Origin of the sequence: Yersinia aldovae ATCC 35236 (assembly GCF_000173735.1) — a bacterium.
Taxonomy (GTDB): Bacteria; Pseudomonadota; Gammaproteobacteria; order Enterobacterales; family Enterobacteriaceae; genus Yersinia; species Yersinia aldovae.
Genome location: NZ_ACCB01000011.1, coordinates 30,433 through 49,764 on the forward strand (window position 1 = coordinate 30,433; position 19,332 = coordinate 49,764).

Genomic DNA, 19,332 nt, shown 5'->3' on the forward strand with positions numbered 1-19,332 from the left:
GGCATCTGTTTTTCTTGCGTTTTAGCGGGTTTATTCGCCTTTTATACGCTCAATCTTGGCACCCAAGGCACGCAATTTATCTTCGATACGCTCGTAGCCACGGTCGATATGATAGATCCGGTCAACAATCGTCACCCCTTCCGCGATGCAACCGGCTAATACCAAGCTGGCAGAAGCTCGCAAATCGGTCGCCATCACCTGCGCTCCGGAAAGCTGCTCGACACCATAGCAAATCACGGTATTGCTTTCGATTTCTGCATGTGCGCCCATACGAATAAGCTCAGGTACATGCATGAAACGGTTTTCAAAGATAGTTTCAGTGATAACACCCGTACCTTCAGCCACCAGATTCAATAAACTAAACTGGGCCTGCATGTCAGTCGGGAACCCCGGATGCGGCGCGGTGCGCAAGGTAACGGCTTTAGGGCGTTTACCGTGCATATCGAGGCTAATCCAGTCATCACCAACTTCAATATCCGCACCAGCTTCACGCAACTTAGCCAATACCGCATCCAACGTATCAGGGCGAGTCTGATGACAAACGACTTTGCCACCTGAAATGGCCGCAGCAACCAGGAAAGTACCGGTTTCGATACGATCAGGTAACACGCGGTATACGCCGCCACCCAAGCGAGCCACGCCTTCGACAGTAATACGGTCAGTACCTGCGCCACTAATTTTGGCACCCAGCGTATTTAGGAAATTCGCTGTATCAACGATTTCCGGTTCACGGGCCGCGTTCTCAATTACGGTAGTACCTTCAGCCAGTGTCGCAGCACTCATAATGGTGACGGTCGCGCCAACGCTGACTTTATCCATGACGATATGTGCGCCTTTCAAGCGCCCATTAACGGATGCTTTAACGTAGCCTTCTTCCAGCTTAATTTCTGCACCCAGTTGTTCCAAACCGGTGATATGCAAGTCAACCGGACGTGCGCCGATAGCGCAGCCGCCCGGTAAGGAAACTTGCCCTTTACCAAAACGCGCCACCAGCGGCCCCAGTGCCCAGATAGAAGCACGCATGGTTTTTACCAAATCATAAGGCGCGCAAAACTCATCAACACCACTGGCATCAACAAAAACAGAGCCGGAAGCATCACGCTCAATTTTAGTACCCAATTGGCTCAGTAGCTTGATAGTGGTATCAATGTCTTTAAGCTTTGGGACGTTTTGCAACTCTACCGGTTCTTCCGCCAATAAAGCGGCGAACAATATGGGTAACGCGGCGTTTTTCGCACCAGAAATAGTGACTTCACCGCTCAGGCAAGTCCGCCCCTCTACACGAAATTTATCCATTATGACCACTCTCAGTTGTTGTCAAAATACTAGTGTCAAATTCGAATTCACTGCCCGCCTGATAAGCTGTTTACGACACGTCCGGACAGCCCATCAGCCGACAGTATTAAAAACCGTTTAGCTTGCGATCCCGTTGCCACTCTTGCGGCGTATAAGCCTTGATTGATAAGGCATGAATACGGTTATCAGCGATATATTCCATCAGCGGCGCATAAACAGCCTGCTGTTGTTTCACCCGGCTCATGTCAGCAAACAATTCACCCACCGCAATCACTTGAAAGTGGCTGCCTTCACCCGTTACATGAACTTCTTGCAGTGCTAACGCATTCATCAGCACGTCTTTAATTTCGTTAGTATCCATAAGATTCAGTCTATTTTAAGAGGAGCATAGCCAGCCAAACATATTAGTGGAATACGGCTTGCTCCGAAACTAAAGAAAAGCCCCTGCGTCATAAATACTCACAGGGGCCTGAAAAACGTTATCTTTTAGATAAACGACGGCACAAATAACCGCTCACTTAACTCTCTAGAGGGCCGTTTCCACCGGGATGATGTGCTGGAGATTGTACAGCTCAATCAAGGTCGAAAGCCGATCACTGACACCGATGACAGTTAATGAGACACCTTGCCTGGCACGCAGTTCACGAAAATGCACCAGTAATGCCAAACCGGATGAATCGACGCGCTGTAATTGGCTGACATCGATATGCGTCTTATCCGCCAGCAACACCTCACGTTGCTGCCAAAGCGGGAGTAACGTTTCACGATCCAATTCACCTTGTAGTATCAAGGTCTCCTGCTGAGACAGCCAGCTTAGTTTGTCTGCCATAATTAGGGTTTATCTAAGGTAATAGGCTGTTTCGCAGCGCTCAACAACTGTAGAGTCAGGCCATCAATCCCTTGCTGACGCAGGATAGAGGCCCACTCATTTTGCTTGGTGCTGATCATGCTCACCCCTTCGGCTATCATGTCATAAGCCTGCCAGTGACCGGTCTGGCTGTTTTTACGCCACTGGAAATCGAGGCGAACCGGTGGGCGGCCATTCGGATCGAGAATAGTGACACGAATGGCAACGATATTGTCTTCACCCAACGGCCGGTCTGGGGCAACATCGTAAGTCTGGCCGTGGTACATCGCCAATGCCTGACCGTATGCCTGCTCCAGATATTGGCTGAAAGCATTAAAGTAGGCTTCGCGTTGCGCGGGCGTCGCGGCTTTATAGTAGCTGCCTAACACCAATGCACCGGCATACTTGATTTGAACAAATGGCAGCAGCTCTTCACGCACGATGGTACGCAAATAATCGGGATTCTGCTTAATCTGCGACTGCTCGTTCTTCAGTCGCGTAAAGGTTCTTTGCGCTGCTTCATCCATCATGCGGTATGGGTTGGTCTGATCGACCGCATTAGCCAAAGGTGCGACGACCAACAAGGCGACCATAAGTAAACGTTTAAACATTCAAATACCCTCTTAAGGATGTTGCGTTGCAGGTAAGCTGCCATTTTCAGCAGGTACGGGTGCCGCAGCCGTTGGAGCGGCTGCCTCGCCAGTTGGTGTATCGGAATTGCCCCCCCCACTCTTGTACAGGAACTGACCAATAAGGTCTTCCAGAACCAGCGCAGATTTGGTGTCTTGAATTATGCCACCATCTTTCACGATACCGGTCCCCATTTCAGGATCTTCAAAACCCACACTCAATGCCAGAAATTGTTCACCCAATAAACCCGAAGTGCGTACAGCCAGTGAGCTGGTGTCCGGGATATGGTTGTAACGTTGCTGAATATCCATCGCAACACGCGGCGTATAGTTTTTAGTATCCAGCGTAATTTCCGCCACCCGGCCTACGACCACGCCGCCAATTTTGACGGGTGAATTGGTTTTCAACCCGCCGATATTGTCAAAATTTGCATAAATGCGGTACGTCGGTTGATTGCCTACTGACTTGATATCCGCAACTTTCAGGCAGAGAAATACCACAGCCAGAATAGCGATCAGTATAAACACCCCTACCCAGACTTCACTTTTCTTCGTTTGCATCGACTCAATTCCCAAACATCAGTGCTGTCAGCACAAAATCTAATCCCAATACCGCCAGTGATGAATGCACCACGGTACGGGTCGTTGCCCGGCTAATCCCTTCAGACGTTGGGATCGCATCATAACCATTGAACAGCGCAATCCAGGTCACGGTAATCGCAAATACCAGACTCTTAATCAGGCAATTCAGTAAATCTGTCCGCCACTCGACGGCATTCTGCATCGCTGACCAGAAGAAACCCGCATCAATTCCCTTCCAATCAACCCCGACCACTGAACCGCCCCAAATACCGACGGCCACAAAAATAGCGGTCAACAGTGGCATACTGATAAGCCCCGCCCAGAAGCGGGGTGCAACCACCCGCCGCAGGGGGTCGATAGCCATCATTTCCAGGCTGGAAATCTGCTCGGTAGCCTTCATCAAACCGATTTCCGCAGTCAGCGCTGAACCGGCGCGGCCGGCAAACAGCAGTGCGGTCACCACAGGTCCCAGTTCACGCAACAGCGATAAGGAGACCATCATGCCAAGACTGGCCTCAGCACTGTAGGTCGTGAGGATCAAAAAGCCCTGCAACCCCAAAACCATGCCGATAAACAGGCCAGAAACCACAATAATCAGTAACGATTGCACTCCAACGCTATACAGCTGTTTTACGAGCAATCGCCACTGTTTTCGCGGTTCGGGCCGCCCGATAAGGGCATTGAACAGCATTAAACCTGCGCGACCAAAGGATACGCAGACATTAATGCCTCTGCGCCCTAAAGACGCTAACGCCTGTACTAACATGAATACTCCATCAGCCTATGCCTTTCGTATTTGAACCTGCACGCGTGCTAGCTTGCGGCCGTCCTGCAACGCCAATTACTTGGTGTAAAGCAGCTCAGTTTTATAATCCCCGGCGGGGAAACGGAAAGGTACCGGCCCATCGGCAATGCCATCAAGAAACTGGCGCACCCGCGTGTCACCATTCGTTTGTAACTGCTCAGGCGTCCCTTCGGCGATAACATGTTGATCAGCAACGATATAGGCATAATCAGCAATACTAAGCACCTCGGGCACATCATGGGAGACCACCACACAAGTGACTCCCAGCGCATGATTCAGCTCATCAATCAATTTTACCAGTACGCCCATCGTAATCGGATCTTGCCCGACAAAAGGCTCATCAAACATAATCAGTTCAGGATCAAGAGCAATCGCCCGCGCCAATGCAGCACGCCGCGCCATACCACCGGAAAGCTCGGCTGGCATCAAGTTAGCAGCACCGCGCAAACCGACAGCTTCCAGCTTCATCATGACGGTGCTGTGTAGCAACTCTTCCGGCAAATGACTGTGTTCGCGTAATGGGAAAGCCACATTCTCAAATACGGTTAAATCAGTAAACAGTGCCCCCGATTGAAACAACATGCTCATTTTCTTGCGCACATCATACAAACGCTGACGCGAAAGCGCTGGAATATTATCACCATCGAACCAGATTTCACCGGTATCAGGTGTCAATTGTCCACCAATTAGGCGTAACAATGTGGTTTTACCAATCCCGGAAGGCCCCATAATCGCAGTCACCTTGCCGCGTGGAACCGTCATATTGATATCAGTGAATATAGGGCGCTCTCCACGGGTAAAACTCATCCCGCGAATTTCTATCAAATTCGACGCCAGTTGGTTCATTATTATTCGTCCCTTAAGGCCATTTATGACTCATTTTGACACCAATGCTACATCAAATAGCAGCAATGAGCGCAATTGGAAGTATTTTGGCAATTTATTGACGCTTTTTTGTCGCCAAAGTTGCCATAAGTTTTACTTTTCTGGTTCTCACAGTCAAAATTAGAGGGAAAGTAAAAAAGTGTATTTTCAGTCATTGTTGCCTGACGACTCACATGTACCAACAGCGAAAACTGCTACCAACGGATCAAGATTATATATCCAAAGTCATTGGCGTTGCAGGAAGGCGACAAGCGAACGATCCCCTGTAACTTCAAGGACACAGGGTATACCCAATAAAGGACTCTGCATGTTTCTTGCAATAACACTATTAATCATTGGATTGGTTTTATTAGTGTATGGCGCTGATCGATTAGTCTATGGCGCTGCGGTATTATCCCGTTCTTTCGGCATTCCCCCATTAATTATTGGGATGACTATCGTCGGTATCGGTACGTCACTGCCGGAGTTGATTGTTTCAGTGACAGCGGCCCTGAACGACCAAACCGATATGGCGGTGGGGAATGTGCTGGGGTCGAATATTACCAATCTGTTGCTGATTGTAGGGGGCGCGGCCCTTATCCGCCCGCTGACGGTACGCTCAGAGATCCTGCGGCGCGAACTGCCGTTGATGTTGGTAGTCACGGTATTGTGTGGTTTTTTGCTGGCTGATAATCATCTGAGCCGGGGAGATGGCGTTATCTTGCTGCTGGCAGCGGCGATATTTATCATTTTAATACTAAAAATCGCGCGGCTGGCACACGCTCAGGGAAATGATATCCTGACCCGTGAGCAATTAGCTGAATTACCTCAGGATAGTAGCAATACCGTCGCATTATTGTGGCTGGTTCTGGCCTTCATTATTTTACCCCTGTCAGCCAAAATGATTATCGATAATGCCACAGTGATTGCCAGAGTCGCGGGAGTCAGTGAGTTGGTTATTGGCCTGACGGTCATCGCTATCGGCACCAGCCTGCCAGAATTGGCGACGTTTATCGCCGGGGCGCTGAAAGGGGAAGATGATATGGCTGTCGGCAATATCATCGGCTCAAATATTTTTAATATCGTGATTGTTCTCGGTGTGCCCGCTCTGCTGTCACCGGGAGAAATCAATCCCGAGGCTTTCCAGCGTGATTATTGGGTGATGCTCGGCGTCAGCGTGGTATTCACGCTGTTGTGTCTGGGGCGCAAACATCGAATCAACCGTATGGCTGGCACTCTGTTATTATGTGGGTTTATCGCTTATCTTGCGGTGCTGTTTTTCGCTCCATTCAGTGCGGCATAACATAAACAATGCCGTATACAGGAACCAAATATGTCTACTTTTGATTTACAGCCGGATCTTGATTTACAGCGAGGAGTGAATTTCCAGCAGGCGGGTAAACAGGTATTACACATTGAGCGCGAAGGGTTGGCACAACTCGGTCAATACATTAATGACGATTTCGCCAAAGCCTGTGAGACGATATTTAACTGTCATGGCAAAGTCGTGGTAATGGGGATGGGCAAATCTGGGCATATTGGTTGCAAAATTGCCGCCACTTTTGCCAGCACAGGTACTCCTGCATTCTTTGTTCATCCGGGCGAGGCCAGCCACGGTGACCTTGGCATGGTGACACGCCAGGATATTGTGTTAGCCATCTCAAATTCAGGGGAATCCAACGAAATTCTCGCGTTGATTCCGGTACTTAAGCGCCAGAGAATCCCGCTTATCTGCATGAGCAATAACCCTGAAAGTACGATGGGTAAAGCCGCTGACATCCATTTGTGCATTAAAGTGCCACAAGAAGCCTGTCCGCTAGGTTTAGCCCCCACCACCAGCACCACCGCGACGCTGGTGATGGGCGATGCACTCGCGGTCGCATTGCTGCAAGCGCGTGGTTTCACTCAGGAAGATTTTGCCCTTTCCCACCCCGGCGGCGCGCTGGGCCGCAAATTGCTGTTACGGATCAGCGATATTATGCACACCGGTGCAGATATTCCTCACATCAGCCCTGATGCTTCATTACGAGATGCCCTACTGGAAATTACTCGGAAAAATCTGGGTTTAACCGTAATCTGTGACGATTTGATGATGATTAAAGGTATCTTTACCGATGGCGACTTGCGGCGAGTATTTGATATGGGAATTGATCTGAATAACGCGAAAATTGCGGATGTCATGACCGGCGGAGGTATCCGGGTGCGGCCAACCATGCTGGCGGTGGATGCTCTCAACCTGATGGAGTCACGCCATATTACCGCATTGTTAGTGGCCGATGGCGATCAATTGCTGGGTGTGGTGCATATGCACGACATGCTGAGAGCCGGTGTAGTTTAATAAAAGGTAAATTATGAGCACCCCTTATCTGGACACATGCTATGGGCCAGTCGCAAGCAGCGTGATGCAGCGCGCGGCGAAAATTCGCCTGCTGATTTGTGATGTTGATGGCGTGATGTCCGATGGCCTGATTTATATGGGTAATCAGGGCGAAGAGCTGAAAGCATTCAACGTACGTGATGGCTATGGCATCCGCTGCCTGATAACCTCAGGTATTGAAGTGGCGATTATTACTGGTCGCCAGGCCAAATTAGTGGAAGACCGCGCTAACACATTGGGCATTACCCACCTTTATCAAGGGCAATCTGATAAGCTGATCGCCTATAATGAATTATTAGCGGCATTACGATGTGAGCCTGAACACGTGGCTTATATTGGTGATGACCTGATCGATTGGCCGGTAATGGCCCGTGTTGGGTTATCGGTCGCCGTAGCTGATGCTCACCCATTGCTGCTGCCAAAAGCGCACTACGTTACACAGATTAATGGCGGGCGCGGTGCGGTACGTGAAGTCTGTGATTTAATATTATTGGCTCAAGATAAGCTTGACGGTGCCAAAGGATTGTCGATATGAGTACAACAAGACGCTGGATAACAATATTTCTGGCACTGGTTGCTTTGGCACTAATTGGCTGGAATATGTCCGGTTTTAATCAGCAGAGCATCCCAAAAGTGACGGATGATACTGAGCCGTCTTCGCAGAGCCAACATACTGTGACCGTGGTTTTTAATCCAGTCGGGCAATTAAATTACAAATTGGTGGCGGAAGACGTTCAGAACTTCAGCGTTCAGGAATTAACCTGGTTTACCAAACCGGTTATGACTCTGTTTGGTGATAATGCGGTTGCAACCTGGACAGTGCGGGCTGATCGCGCCAAGTTGACCGATGATAAAATGCTCTATTTGTATGGTCATGTTGAAGTTGATAGCCTGACCCCGGACGCACAGTTACAAAAAATTAAAACCGATAACGCCCAGGTTAATTTGATCACTCAGGATGTATCCTCAGACGATGAAGTTACCCTCTTTGGTGTTGGATTTACATCTAACGGCATGAAAATGCGTGGGAACTTGCGGGATAAAACCGCCGAGCTGATTGAAAAGGTTAAAACCTCTTATGAAATCCAAAAATAAAATTCGTCATCTTTTGCTTGCCAGCTCACTTTTGGCCACAAGCCTGCCTGCTCTGGCGTTAACCGGCGATACCGATCAACCGGTTAACGTTGACTCAGTCAAACAAGCGTTAGATATGGCGGCGAATACCGTCACCTTCACCGACAACGTGATTATCAGGCAAGGTACCATTGAGATTAAGGCTGATAAAGTGGTCGTTACCCGCCCTGGCGGTGATCAGAGCAAAATGGTCATCGAAGGTTATGGTAATCCAGTGACTTTCTACCAGATGCAGGACAGCGGTAAGCCGGTCAAGGGGCATGGGCAGAAATTGCGTTACGAGGTTGCCAATGACTTTGTGGTGTTGACGGGCAATGCCTACCTGGAGCAACTTGATAGTAATATCAAAGGCGACCGCATCACTTATCTGGTGAAAAAACAGCAGATGGAAGCCTTCAGTGATAAAGGCAATCGCGTGACAACGGTACTGTTACCGTCTCAATTACAAGACAAAGGGCCAGCAGCGTCAGGCCCAAAGAAGAGTAAGTAATCATTTATGGCAACATTAATCGCAGAAAAGCTGGCTAAGGCGTACAAAGGCCGTAAAGTGGTCGAAGACGTCAGCCTAAACGTGAAGTCCGGTGAGATTGTGGGCCTGCTTGGGCCGAACGGCGCGGGTAAAACCACCACTTTTTATATGGTCGTCGGCATTGTCCAGCGTGACGCCGGGCGTATTGTGATTGATGACGAAGATATCAGCCTGTTGCCTCTGCATGAACGTGCACGCCGTGGCATTGGCTATTTGCCACAAGAGGCTTCTATCTTTCGTCGCCTGAGTGTTTTTAACAATCTGATGGCGGTGCTGGAAATCCGTAAAGACCTGTCAACTGAACAGCGTCAGGAGCGCGCTGATGAATTAATGGAAGAGTTCCATATTACTCATTTACGTGACAGCCTGGGCCAATCACTCTCCGGTGGTGAACGTCGCCGGGTTGAAATTGCCCGCGCACTGGCTGCAAATCCTAAATTCATTCTACTGGATGAGCCGTTTGCTGGGGTTGACCCGATTTCTGTTATCGATATCAAGAAAATTATTGAACATCTGCGCGACAGTGGTCTTGGCGTTCTGATTACCGACCATAACGTGCGTGAAACGCTGGACGTTTGTGAGCGGGCTTATATTGTAAGCCAGGGGCACTTAATCGCTCACGGTACACCACAGGAAATTTTGGCTGACGAACAAGTTAAGCGTGTTTATCTCGGTGAGGAGTTCCGCCTCTAACCGCACGATTAACTGGGTAAGACGCTTGTCATCCATAAAGGAAAATTAATACCGCATTATGAAGCAAGGTTTGCAACTCAAGTTCAGCCAACAACTGGCGATGACTCCGCAGCTTCAACAGGCCATTCGCTTGTTGCAACTTTCTACGCTTGAACTCCAGCAGGAGATTCAATTAGCGTTGGAGAGTAACCCCCTGCTTGAGCAAACTGATCTTCACGAAGAGATTGATGCCAAAGAAATCGTAGACAGTGAATCTCTTGATACCCGCGAGGCGCTGGAACAAAAAGATATGCCGGAAGAGTTGCCGCTTGATGCCACCTGGGATGAAATTTACACCGCAGGAACGCCATCAGGTATGGGCAATGATTACAGCGAGGACGAATTACCGGTCTATCAGGGGGAAACTACCCAAACGCTGCAAGATTATCTGATGTGGCAAGTGGATTTGACGCCGTTCTCTGATACCGATGCCGCCATCGCAACCTCTATCGTCGATGCCGTGGATGAGACGGGCTATCTCACCGTCCCGCTGGAAGACATCTTAGAAAGCATGGGCGATGAAAATGTCGCACTGGATGAAGTCGAAGCGGTACTCAAGCGAATCCAACACTTTGATCCCATTGGTGTTGCTGCCAGAAATCTGCGTGAATGCCTGCTGGTACAGTTATCGCAATATGCCAAAGACACCCCCTATCTGGCCGAAGCACGTCTGGTCGTCAGTGAATATCTGGATTTGCTAGGCAACCATGATTTCCGCACGATGATCCGTTTAAGTCGGCTAAAAGAAGATACACTGAAAGAAGCGATCGCCTTGATCCAGTCGTTGGACCCGCGTCCTGGCCAATCTATCAATACCGGGGAGTCTGAATATGTCATCCCCGATGTGCTGGTACACAAAGACAAAGGCCAGTGGGTGGTCGAGCTGAATGCCGATAGCATTCCCCGTCTGAAGATTAATCAACAGTATGCGGCGATGGGCAGCAGTACGCGCAATGATAGCGACGGGCAGTTTATCCGTAGCAATCTACAAGAAGCAAAGTGGCTGATAAAAAGCCTTGAAAGCCGTAATGAAACGCTGCTCAAAGTGGCGCGTTGCATTGTTGAGCAACAGGTCGCATTCTTTGAAAATGGGGCAGAATTTATGAAACCTATGGTGCTGGCTGATATTGCCCAAGCCGTAGATATGCATGAATCGACGATCTCCCGCGTGACCACGCAGAAATTCCTGCACAGTCCTCGGGGGATTTTCGAGCTGAAATATTTCTTCTCCAGTCACGTCAATACCGATAGCGGGGGCGAAGCCTCTTCCACTGCTATTCGTGCACTGGTGAAAAAATTGGTTGCGGCAGAAAACCCAGCCAAACCACTGAGTGACAGCAAGCTCACCACACTGTTATGTGAACAAGGCATCATGGTGGCGCGGCGCACTGTTGCGAAGTACCGAGAGTCGTTATCCATCCCGCCGTCAAATCAGCGTAAACAGTTGGTTTGACCTGAACTGAGAAGGAAGACACTATGCAGCTCAACATTACCGGTCATCATGTAGAAATAACCGAAGCGTTACGCGAGTTTGTTACCACAAAATTTGCCAAACTTGAGCAATATTTTGATCGCATTAACCAGGTGTATGTGGTTTTAAGTGTCGAAAAAGTAAAACAAATTGCAGAAGCAACGGTGCATGTGAATGGAGGCGAGTTGCACGCTAGCTCGGACCAAGAAGATATGTATGCCGCAATTGATATTTTGGTTGATAAACTGGCCCGCCAGTTGAACAAACATAAAGATAAATTGAAACAGCATTAAGAATCTTTGCGGCTATTATTCACCAACCAAGGTTTACACTCGCTACTTAGCCTGAACCGGTAGTAGGAAATATCTCCACCACCGGTTTCAGGTGTAAAACAGCGTTTAAGTGAAAGATGAGATGATCAACGATCCAGCATTGCAATTAAGCTCGGTATTAAATATCGAGTGCACCAAAAGCGCCGTACATTGCACCAGTAAAAAACGGGCTTTGGAAATTATCAGCGAGTTAGCGGCCAGGCAGCTAAACCTGCCATCACAGGTCGTTTTCGATGCGGTACTAACACGCGAACGCATGGGCAGTACCGGTATTGGTAACGGTATCGCGATACCTCACGGCAAGTTGGAAGAAGATACACTGCGTGCAGTGGGTGTATTTATCCGTCTGGAACAACCAATAGCCTTCGATGCTATTGATAACCAACCGGTTGATCTATTATTTGCCTTGTTGGTTCCGGCAGATCAATGTAAAACTCATTTACACACTTTGTCTTTAGTGGCCAAGAGATTAGCTGATAAAACAGTGTGTCGGCGTTTACGTGCAGCGCAAAGTGATGAAGAGCTTTATCAGATAATGACAGAAGTGCCGTCAGAAACAGCGTAACTTGGCAAATAGCGTCTGTTTTGTTCGCTATGTCCGGCTCTTATAGCCGGAATGCAGGTTCCTAATTGTGGCGATAAACGCCAATGAGATACCAAGGGGAGTCACTCACATGGTGCTGATGATTGTCAGCGGCCGTTCCGGTTCAGGGAAGTCTGTTGCTTTGCGTGCCTTGGAAGATATGGGCTTTTATTGTGTCGATAACTTGCCCGTAGTTCTGCTGCCACAATTGGCGAATACACTTGCCGGGAGGAATATCTCGGCTGCGGTGAGCATAGACGTGCGCAATATGCCGGAATCTCCTGAGGTATTTGAACTCGCGATGACTCAACTGCCGGACAGCTTCTCACCACAGTTGCTATTTTTGGATGCTGACCGTAATACCCTGATTCGCCGCTACAGTGATACTCGTCGTTTGCATCCGTTGTCGGCTAAGAATCTGTCATTAGAAAGTGCTATCGATGAAGAAAGTATCCTGCTGGAGCCTCTGCGCTCACGGGCTGATCTGGTTATTGATACCTCGGAAATGTCAGTACATGAGCTGGCCGAAATGCTGCGTACCCGCCTGTTGGGTAAACGTGAGCGCGAGCTAACGATGGTGTTTGAGTCCTTTGGCTTTAAACACGGTATTCCTATTGATGCCGATTATGTCTTCGATGTTCGTTTCCTGCCAAACCCACACTGGGACCCCAAATTACGTCCGATGACAGGCTTGGATAAACCGGTAATCTCCTTCCTCGATCGCCATACTGAAGTGCATAACTTTGTTTATCAGACCCGCAGCTATCTGGAACAGTGGCTGCCGATGCTGGAGACCAATAACCGCAGTTATCTGACGGTTGCCATTGGTTGTACCGGCGGTAAGCACCGTTCGGTCTATGTTGCTGAGCAATTGGCAGATTATTTCCGCGCTCGCGGTAAAAATGTTCAATCGCGCCACCGAACTCTGGAAAAGCGTAAACAATGACCGTCAAACAAACCGTTGAGATCAAAAACAAGCTGGGGATGCACGCCCGGCCAGCGATGAAACTGTTCGAGCTGGTTCAGAGTTTTGATGCAGAAGTGATGTTACGCAATGACAGTGGTACAGAGGCTGAAGCCAGCAGTGTGATTGCACTGCTGATGCTAGATTCTGCTAAAGGTCGTCAGATTGAAGTTGAAGCCACCGGCCCTGACGAGATTCAGGCGCTGGCGGCAGTGATTGAGTTGTTTAATTCCGGGTTTGATGAGGACTGAGGTTTCAGTTCATGATTCACTGAAAGCAAATTCGAACTAACTCCCATTAGTAATCGTTTGCTAATCATAAAAAATACGGCTTTTCCCTCTTGCAGAGAAATCCCACGCGAGTATAATTCGCCACAATTTGCTGGGAGAAATGATGAAAAGCCGCTTGAATTTTGCTAAACATCGTCGTTTTGTTGAAAATGACCCGATCGATGGTCGACAAAATAGACTACTAGCAGGCAGCCAATTGCCATTCATTCTCCCGTTGCTAAACCGATCTCGTAAGGCCCCTCATTGAGGGGCTTTTTTTTTGTCTGCTGATCGGAGCCAAATTAAGCATTATCACTAATTAAAATATATACCCTAAATAATTCGAGTTGCAGGAAGGCGGCAACTGAGCAAATCCCCAGGAGCTTACACAAGTCAGCGGCTGGGGTGAGCGAAAGCCGCCAACACACATGCAGCTTGAAGTATGACGGGTCACACAGGAGAGCGAAAATGGCCAACCCGTTGTATCACAAGCATATCATCTCAATTAACGACTTATGTCGCGAGGAACTGGAACTGGTATTGCGCACAGCCGCCAGTTTGAAAAGCCACCCGCAACCCGAGTTGTTAAAACACAAAGTGATCGCCAGTTGCTTTTTCGAAGCCTCGACCCGTACCCGCTTGTCATTTGAAACCTCGATTCACCGCTTGGGCGCATCAGTGGTTGGCTTCTCCGATAGCAGCCATACGTCGCTGGGTAAGAAAGGCGAAACACTAGCCGATACTATGTCGGTCATCAGCACCTATGTGGATGCCATTGTGATGCGCCACCCGCAGGAAGGCGCTGCACGGCTGGCTGCCCAATTCTCAGGCAATGTGCCGGTGGTCAACGCGGGCGACGGTGCCAACCAGCATCCAACGCAAACTCTGCTCGATTTGTTTACTATTCAGGAAACCCAAGGGCGGCTGGATAACATCAATATCGCGATGGTTGGCGACCTAAAATATGGCCGAACCGTACATTCACTAACGCAAGCGCTGGCCAAATTCGATGGTAACCGCTTCTTCTTTATCGCCCCAGACGCACTGGCAATGCCTACTTATATCTTGCAAATGCTGGAAGAAAAGGGGATTAAATACAGCTTGCATCAAAGCATAGAAGAAGTGGTGCCGGAGTTAGATATTCTCTATATGACCCGCGTGCAGAAAGAGCGCCTTGACCCCTCTGAATATGCTAACGTCAAAGCGCAGTTCATCTTACGTGCGGCAGATTTGAATAACGCACGGGACAACCTTAAAGTGCTGCACCCGCTACCACGTATTGATGAGATCACCACCGATGTTGATAAAACCCCCTACGCCTACTATTTCCAACAGGCAGGTAACGGTATTTTTGCACGTCAGGCGCTGCTGGCGCTGGTATTAAACGCAGATTTGGCTCTTTAAGGGGATTGAACATGACTCAGGATTACAAACTACAGGTTGAAGCGATTAAATGCGGTACCGTGATTGACCATATTCCGGCGCAAATCGGCTTTAAATTGTTATCGCTGTTCAAACTCACGGCAACGGACCAACGCATCACTATTGGATTGAATTTGCCGTCAAAACGCTCTGGCCGTAAGGATCTGATTAAAATAGAAAATACCTTCCTGACTGAGCAGCAAGCTAACCAACTGGCCATGTATGCCCCCGATGCAACTGTTAACCGCATTGATAACTACGAAGTGGTAAAGAAGCTGACCCTCAGCCTGCCAGAGCATATTGACGCCGTACTTACCTGCCCCAACAGTAACTGCATCAGCCACAACGAACCGGTTGATTCCAGCTTTAAAGTGAAAGCACAAAAAGGTGAAATCCACCTTAAATGCAAATATTGCGAGAAGGAGTTCGACCATCAGGTGGTTTTACAGGCAGATTAAATGCTGTAAAAGGGTAATGCCCTGCCCAAGCGAATATTGCCGCACGTAATATTTACAATAGTGGCAATATTTTCCATCGTGGAACATCGCAAACTTAACGTGCCTGGGTTGCTGTAATCCAACCCATCTTTATAATAGAACTAATTAAATCCAGTCGATTTCACGGTGCAGGAAAACGGATTACAGCGGCCTCGTAGAGGCAAGGCCCAAGGATGAGCCAAGTAGCGCGCAGCCAACACTCCTGCAATGTGAAAGATGACAGGTTCCTTTCGCATTACGTAACCAGGAGTCAATATGTCACGCATTATCAGCACTGAGCTAGCCCCTGCCGCCATCGGCCCATATGTTCAGGGTGTTGATCTGGGCAGTATGATCATCACGTCAGGTCAGATCCCGGTTGATCCAAAAACCGGTCTGGTGGCCGATGACGTTTCCGCTCAAGCTCGTCAATCACTGGAAAACGTGAAAGCCATCGTCGAAGCGGCAGGTTTAAATGTTGCCGATATTGTGAAAACCACAGTATTCGTGAAAGATCTGAATGATTTCAGTACAGTTAATGCCACCTATGAAGCCTTCTTTAACGAACATAACGCGCCGTTCCCTGCCCGTTCATGTGTTGAAGTTGCACGTCTGCCAAAAGATGTGAAAATCGAAATCGAAGCTATCGCGGTACGTCGTTAATTCCGATGTAAACCGTCTACGGCTGACTATTGTCAGCCGTTTTTGCCACTATCAATCCCGAATCCAATAAATCCCCTCATACGCCCGCAAAACCATCGCCTGTGGTTGGAAGGCGCTTTCACCATAGCTGCTCATCAGCAATTGCCAATGACCATCCCGCTCTATCCCCTCCGGCTGCCATTGTTGCGATTCGCCGCTCAAGTTAGCCACCACCAGCAATTGCTTACCCTGCCAGTGGCGTAAATAACACCACAAATCAGGGTGTTGTGGGCAGAGATCCTGATAGTCGCCAAAGGTGAACACATCATGTCGCTTGCGCAGGGCTATCAGATATTGATAAGCATAAAATACCGAATCGGCATCAGCCAGTGCGCTATCAACATTAATCTCAGCATAGTTGCTGCACGGGTCAATCCACGGTGTTCCTTGGCTGAATCCGGCATTGTGGCGACTATTCCATTGCATCGGAGTGCGGCTATTATCACGGGATTTAGCCGCTAAAATCGCCAATAACTCGTCCGGTTCGCGCCCTTGCGCGCTCAACTCAGCAAACATATTCAGGCTTTCAACATCACGGTATTGATCAATTGAGGTGAAGTTGGGATTGGTCATGCCAAGCTCTTCACCTTGATAGATATACGGCGTGCCCTGCATTCCATGCAGCACCATTGCCAGCATCTTGGCCGCTGGCAGACGCAATGCGCCCTCATCGCCAAAGCGCGACACAATACGCGGCTGGTCGTGGTTACACCAGAACAATGCATTCCACGCACGGTTGTGCATCCCTTGTTGCCACTGATTAAAAATCTTTTTAAGTTCAATGCGATCCGGCGGCATCAGCGACCATTTCTCACCATTAAGATAATCCACTTTCAAATGATGGAAATTGAAGGTCATCGACAGCTCATCTCCTCCCAATGCGGCATAACGCTGGCAATGTTCAAGGCGAGTAGAGGACATCTCGCCCACCGTCATCAAGCCACGCGGCTGAAACACATCGCGGCTCATTTCTTGCAAAAATTCGTGGATACGTGGGCCATCGGTATAGAAACGGCGGCCATCTCCTTCTAAATCACTGGGGAAATCTTGCTGCTTGGACACCAGATTAATCACATCCAGACGCAAGCCGTCCACACCAATATCAGCCCAAAATTCGCACACTTTTTTCAATTCATCGCGTACCGGTGGGTGCTCCCAGTTGAGATCAGCCTGCTCGGTGGCAAATAAATGCAGATAATATTGGCCGCTTGCTGCATGCCATTGCCAGGCATTGCCACCAAATTTTGAGCGCCAGTTATTCGGTGCATTCTCGCCCTCACCGTCACGCCAGAGATAAAACTGACGGTATGGGCTATTGCGTTGTTGTGCGGCCTTAAACCAGGCGTGTTCAGTGGACGTATGATTGAATACCATATCCATCACGATACGAATACCACGGTGATGGGCGGCAGCAACCAGCGTTTTGAAGTCATCGAGGGTGCCATAAGCGGGGTCAATGGCGCAGTAATCCGCAACGTCATAGCCGTTATCTATTTGCGGTGAGACATAAACCGGCGTCAGCCAAATAGCATCGACACCGAGCTTTTGCAGATAATCCAGCCGTTGCGTCACTCCCGCCAGATCACCATAACCATTACCGGTGCTGTCCTGAAAACTCTTCGGGTAAATCTGGTAAATGACGCCGTTTTGCCACCAAGGGATAGGATTATTCATCGCAGACTCTTATTCATAGAAAAAATAGAAAATGGAGAAAAGGCTCCGCCAAAAAATAGCTGCTGGCGGAGGAACGTGATTCAGACCGGTAATTCGCCGCGGCGGTCTTTACGTTTATAAACCAAAATGGTCAGGACTAACGGCACCACAATCGCCACTAATATCGCAAGAGCATAAATTCCCCAAAACTGCGGTTTGATCGACAAAATACCCGGCAGGCCGCCAACACCAATACCGTTCGCCATCACCCCGGTCAGCCCACAGATAAGGCCCGCCAACGCAGAACCGACCATTGCGCACAGCATCGGGAAGCGATACTTAAGATTAATACCGTACATTGCCGGCTCGGTAACCCCCAAATAAGCCGAAATCGCTGCGGGGACTGAAATCTCGCGCTCATTGACCTTACGACTGATGATAATAATGCCCAGTACCGCAGAGGCTTGTGCGATGTTAGACAGCGCAATCAGCGGCCAGACCGGTGTGCCGCCCATGCTCTGAATCATCTGCATATCAATGGCTAACGTAGTCTGATGCACCCCGGTAATCACCAACGGCGCATACAGGAAGCCAAACAATGCCGCACCAATCGGAGCGAAGCTGCCGGTCATCACCGCTTTCACGCCCCATGCCACACCATCACCAATCATGCGCCCAAACGGCCCGATCAAAGTATGGGCAAGGAACACCGCCAGCAGCAGCGAAACCACTGGCACCACCACCAAATAGAGGTATGCGGGGATAATTTTCTTCAGATTAGTTTCAATCCACCCCAGAGCCAACCCCGCCAAAATTGAAGGAATAACCTGCGCCTGATAACCCACTTTCTCAATAGTGAACCAACCGAAGTTCCAGACCTCTGGAACCTGTTGCCCCAGCAGGTAGGAGTTCATCAGTTGCGGTGATACCAAAGTAATACCCAGTACAATCCCCAATACCGGGGTGCCGCCCATTTTCTTCACGGTCGACCAGCAGATAGCCACCGGTAGGTAGAAGAAGATGGCTTCACCCAGTAACCACAGGAAGTCGTAAATGGTTTTCCACGCCGGATACATCTGCGCCAGCGTTTTGCCGTCGGACATCGGAATATCGCCAATCACGTTACGGAAGCCAAGGATCAAGCCTCCGCTGATCAGCGCCGGTAACAGCGGGAAGAAAATCTCGGCAAAGTGAGAAATACCGCGCTCAAACCAAGTCATGTTCTGCCGTGCCGCCAGCTTGGTTTGTTCTTTATCTACCTCATTCCGGCCAATCTTAGCGATTAGCGCCCGATAGTAATCATCCACTTCTGGCCCGATAACCACTTGAAATTGACCGGCATTAGTAAAACAGCCCTTGACCATCGATAGGTTTTCGATCTCTTTTGGCGCGGCCTTCGACGGATCATTTAACACAAAACGCAACCGGGTAATGCAGTGGCTGACGGTGGCAATATTCTCTCTGCCGCCCACCAGTACGATCAATTGATCAATATCTTGTTGTTTTACTTTGCTCATTTAATCTTACCTTTCGTAAAGGTGGGATAGCGTGCGAGTTGTAAGGTGTGCTTAATCAAAGCGCTAAGGTCGTTATTAACGACAAAGTCAAACTAGTAGCTGATTAAATAGTTTCCTATTAAAGATTATCCAGATATTAATTATAATG

Annotated in this window: 23 protein-coding genes; 14 read left to right on the forward strand and 9 right to left on the reverse strand. The window is 49.0% G+C overall.

The window, feature by feature from the left end:
- Positions 1-30: 30 nt before the first annotated feature.
- The 7 genes from murA to mlaF form a co-directional block, all read right to left on the reverse strand.
- Positions 31-1,296 (reverse strand): UDP-N-acetylglucosamine 1-carboxyvinyltransferase, encoded by a 1,266-nt coding sequence (murA, locus tag YALDO0001_RS07045; protein WP_004701357.1) that lies wholly within the window; start codon positions 1,294-1,296, stop codon positions 31-33.
- A gap of 106 nt (positions 1,297-1,402) precedes the next feature.
- Positions 1,403-1,657 carry a BolA family iron metabolism protein IbaG gene (gene ibaG / locus YALDO0001_RS07050; protein ID WP_004701358.1) on the reverse strand — a complete coding sequence of 85 codons (255 nt, stop codon included), beginning with the start codon at positions 1,655-1,657 and terminating at the stop codon, positions 1,403-1,405.
- Positions 1,658-1,822: 165 nt separating this feature from the next.
- Positions 1,823-2,125: a lipid asymmetry maintenance protein MlaB gene (gene mlaB / locus YALDO0001_RS07055; protein WP_004701360.1), complete on the reverse strand. Its 303-nt coding sequence runs from the start codon at positions 2,123-2,125 to the stop codon at positions 1,823-1,825.
- A 2-nt stretch (positions 2,126-2,127) separates the two neighbouring features.
- Complete coding sequence (gene mlaC / locus YALDO0001_RS07060) at positions 2,128-2,754, reverse strand: phospholipid-binding protein MlaC (RefSeq protein WP_004701362.1); 627 nt, start codon at positions 2,752-2,754, stop codon at positions 2,128-2,130.
- Between the two features lie 12 nt (positions 2,755-2,766).
- On the reverse strand, positions 2,767-3,333 hold the full coding sequence (gene mlaD, locus YALDO0001_RS07065) for an outer membrane lipid asymmetry maintenance protein MlaD (protein ID WP_004701364.1): 567 nt from the start codon (positions 3,331-3,333) through the stop codon (positions 2,767-2,769).
- Between the two features lie 4 nt (positions 3,334-3,337).
- A complete protein-coding gene (mlaE, locus tag YALDO0001_RS07070; RefSeq protein WP_042839537.1) occupies positions 3,338-4,120 on the reverse strand; it encodes a lipid asymmetry maintenance ABC transporter permease subunit MlaE in 783 nt (260 codons plus the stop codon).
- Positions 4,121-4,195: 75 nt separating this feature from the next.
- Complete coding sequence (mlaF, locus tag YALDO0001_RS07075; protein ID WP_004701368.1) at positions 4,196-5,005, reverse strand: phospholipid ABC transporter ATP-binding protein MlaF; 810 nt, start codon at positions 5,003-5,005, stop codon at positions 4,196-4,198.
- 346 nt (positions 5,006-5,351) lie between these two features.
- Here mlaF and YALDO0001_RS07080 point away from each other — a divergent pair, with 346 nt between their 5' ends.
- The 14 genes from YALDO0001_RS07080 (at position 5,352) to ridA (ending at position 15,975) form a co-directional block, all read left to right on the forward strand.
- On the forward strand, positions 5,352-6,326 hold the full coding sequence (locus YALDO0001_RS07080) for a calcium/sodium antiporter (protein WP_004701370.1): 975 nt from the start codon (positions 5,352-5,354) through the stop codon (positions 6,324-6,326).
- 30 nt (positions 6,327-6,356) lie between these two features.
- Positions 6,357-7,361, forward strand: coding sequence for an arabinose-5-phosphate isomerase KdsD (kdsD, locus tag YALDO0001_RS07085; protein ID WP_004701372.1), 1,005 nt, complete (start codon positions 6,357-6,359; stop codon positions 7,359-7,361).
- Positions 7,362-7,374: 13 nt separating this feature from the next.
- On the forward strand, positions 7,375-7,935 hold the full coding sequence (gene kdsC / locus YALDO0001_RS07090; protein ID WP_004701373.1) for a 3-deoxy-manno-octulosonate-8-phosphatase KdsC: 561 nt from the start codon (positions 7,375-7,377) through the stop codon (positions 7,933-7,935).
- Positions 7,932-8,495 carry an LPS export ABC transporter periplasmic protein LptC gene (gene lptC / locus YALDO0001_RS07095; protein WP_042547053.1) on the forward strand — a complete coding sequence of 188 codons (564 nt, stop codon included), beginning with the start codon at positions 7,932-7,934 and terminating at the stop codon, positions 8,493-8,495. The genes kdsC and lptC overlap by 4 nt, the downstream gene beginning before the upstream one ends.
- The gene (gene lptA, locus YALDO0001_RS07100) at positions 8,479-9,024 is read left to right on the forward strand and encodes a lipopolysaccharide ABC transporter substrate-binding protein LptA (RefSeq protein ID WP_042839539.1); all 546 of its coding nucleotides are present in this window, start codon (positions 8,479-8,481) and stop codon (positions 9,022-9,024) included. Before lptC ends, lptA begins: the two co-directional genes overlap by 17 nt.
- A 6-nt stretch (positions 9,025-9,030) precedes the next feature.
- On the forward strand, positions 9,031-9,756 hold the full coding sequence (gene lptB, locus YALDO0001_RS07105; RefSeq protein WP_004701380.1) for an LPS export ABC transporter ATP-binding protein: 726 nt from the start codon (positions 9,031-9,033) through the stop codon (positions 9,754-9,756).
- Positions 9,757-9,814: 58 nt separating this feature from the next.
- On the forward strand, positions 9,815-11,248 hold the full coding sequence (gene rpoN / locus YALDO0001_RS07110) for an RNA polymerase factor sigma-54 (RefSeq protein ID WP_004701382.1): 1,434 nt from the start codon (positions 9,815-9,817) through the stop codon (positions 11,246-11,248).
- A 23-nt stretch (positions 11,249-11,271) separates the two neighbouring features.
- A complete protein-coding gene (gene hpf, locus YALDO0001_RS07115; protein ID WP_004701384.1) occupies positions 11,272-11,559 on the forward strand; it encodes a ribosome hibernation promoting factor in 288 nt (95 codons plus the stop codon).
- 121 nt (positions 11,560-11,680) lie between these two features.
- Positions 11,681-12,163 carry a PTS IIA-like nitrogen regulatory protein PtsN gene (gene ptsN, locus YALDO0001_RS07120; protein ID WP_042548585.1) on the forward strand — a complete coding sequence of 161 codons (483 nt, stop codon included), beginning with the start codon at positions 11,681-11,683 and terminating at the stop codon, positions 12,161-12,163.
- A 109-nt stretch (positions 12,164-12,272) separates the two neighbouring features.
- A complete protein-coding gene (gene rapZ / locus YALDO0001_RS07125; RefSeq protein ID WP_004701387.1) occupies positions 12,273-13,127 on the forward strand; it encodes an RNase adapter RapZ in 855 nt (284 codons plus the stop codon).
- A complete protein-coding gene (npr, locus tag YALDO0001_RS07130; RefSeq protein WP_005162489.1) occupies positions 13,124-13,396 on the forward strand; it encodes a PTS phosphocarrier protein NPr in 273 nt (90 codons plus the stop codon). The genes rapZ and npr overlap by 4 nt, the downstream gene beginning before the upstream one ends.
- A gap of 486 nt (positions 13,397-13,882) precedes the next feature.
- A complete protein-coding gene (pyrB, locus tag YALDO0001_RS07135; RefSeq protein WP_004701393.1) occupies positions 13,883-14,818 on the forward strand; it encodes an aspartate carbamoyltransferase in 936 nt (311 codons plus the stop codon).
- A gap of 11 nt (positions 14,819-14,829) precedes the next feature.
- Complete coding sequence (pyrI, locus tag YALDO0001_RS07140; RefSeq protein ID WP_004701394.1) at positions 14,830-15,294, forward strand: aspartate carbamoyltransferase regulatory subunit; 465 nt, start codon at positions 14,830-14,832, stop codon at positions 15,292-15,294.
- Between the two features lie 294 nt (positions 15,295-15,588).
- On the forward strand, positions 15,589-15,975 hold the full coding sequence (gene ridA / locus YALDO0001_RS07145; RefSeq protein WP_004701397.1) for a 2-iminobutanoate/2-iminopropanoate deaminase: 387 nt from the start codon (positions 15,589-15,591) through the stop codon (positions 15,973-15,975).
- Positions 15,976-16,026: 51 nt separating this feature from the next.
- On the opposite strand, the gene treC is transcribed toward ridA, so the two are convergent.
- Positions 16,027-17,688 carry an alpha,alpha-phosphotrehalase gene (gene treC, locus YALDO0001_RS07150; RefSeq protein ID WP_004701399.1) on the reverse strand — a complete coding sequence of 554 codons (1,662 nt, stop codon included), beginning with the start codon at positions 17,686-17,688 and terminating at the stop codon, positions 16,027-16,029.
- 80 nt (positions 17,689-17,768) lie between these two features.
- Positions 17,769-19,184 carry a PTS trehalose transporter subunit IIBC gene (treB, locus tag YALDO0001_RS07155; protein ID WP_004701400.1) on the reverse strand — a complete coding sequence of 472 codons (1,416 nt, stop codon included), beginning with the start codon at positions 19,182-19,184 and terminating at the stop codon, positions 17,769-17,771.
- Between the last annotated feature and the right edge of the window lie 148 nt (positions 19,185-19,332).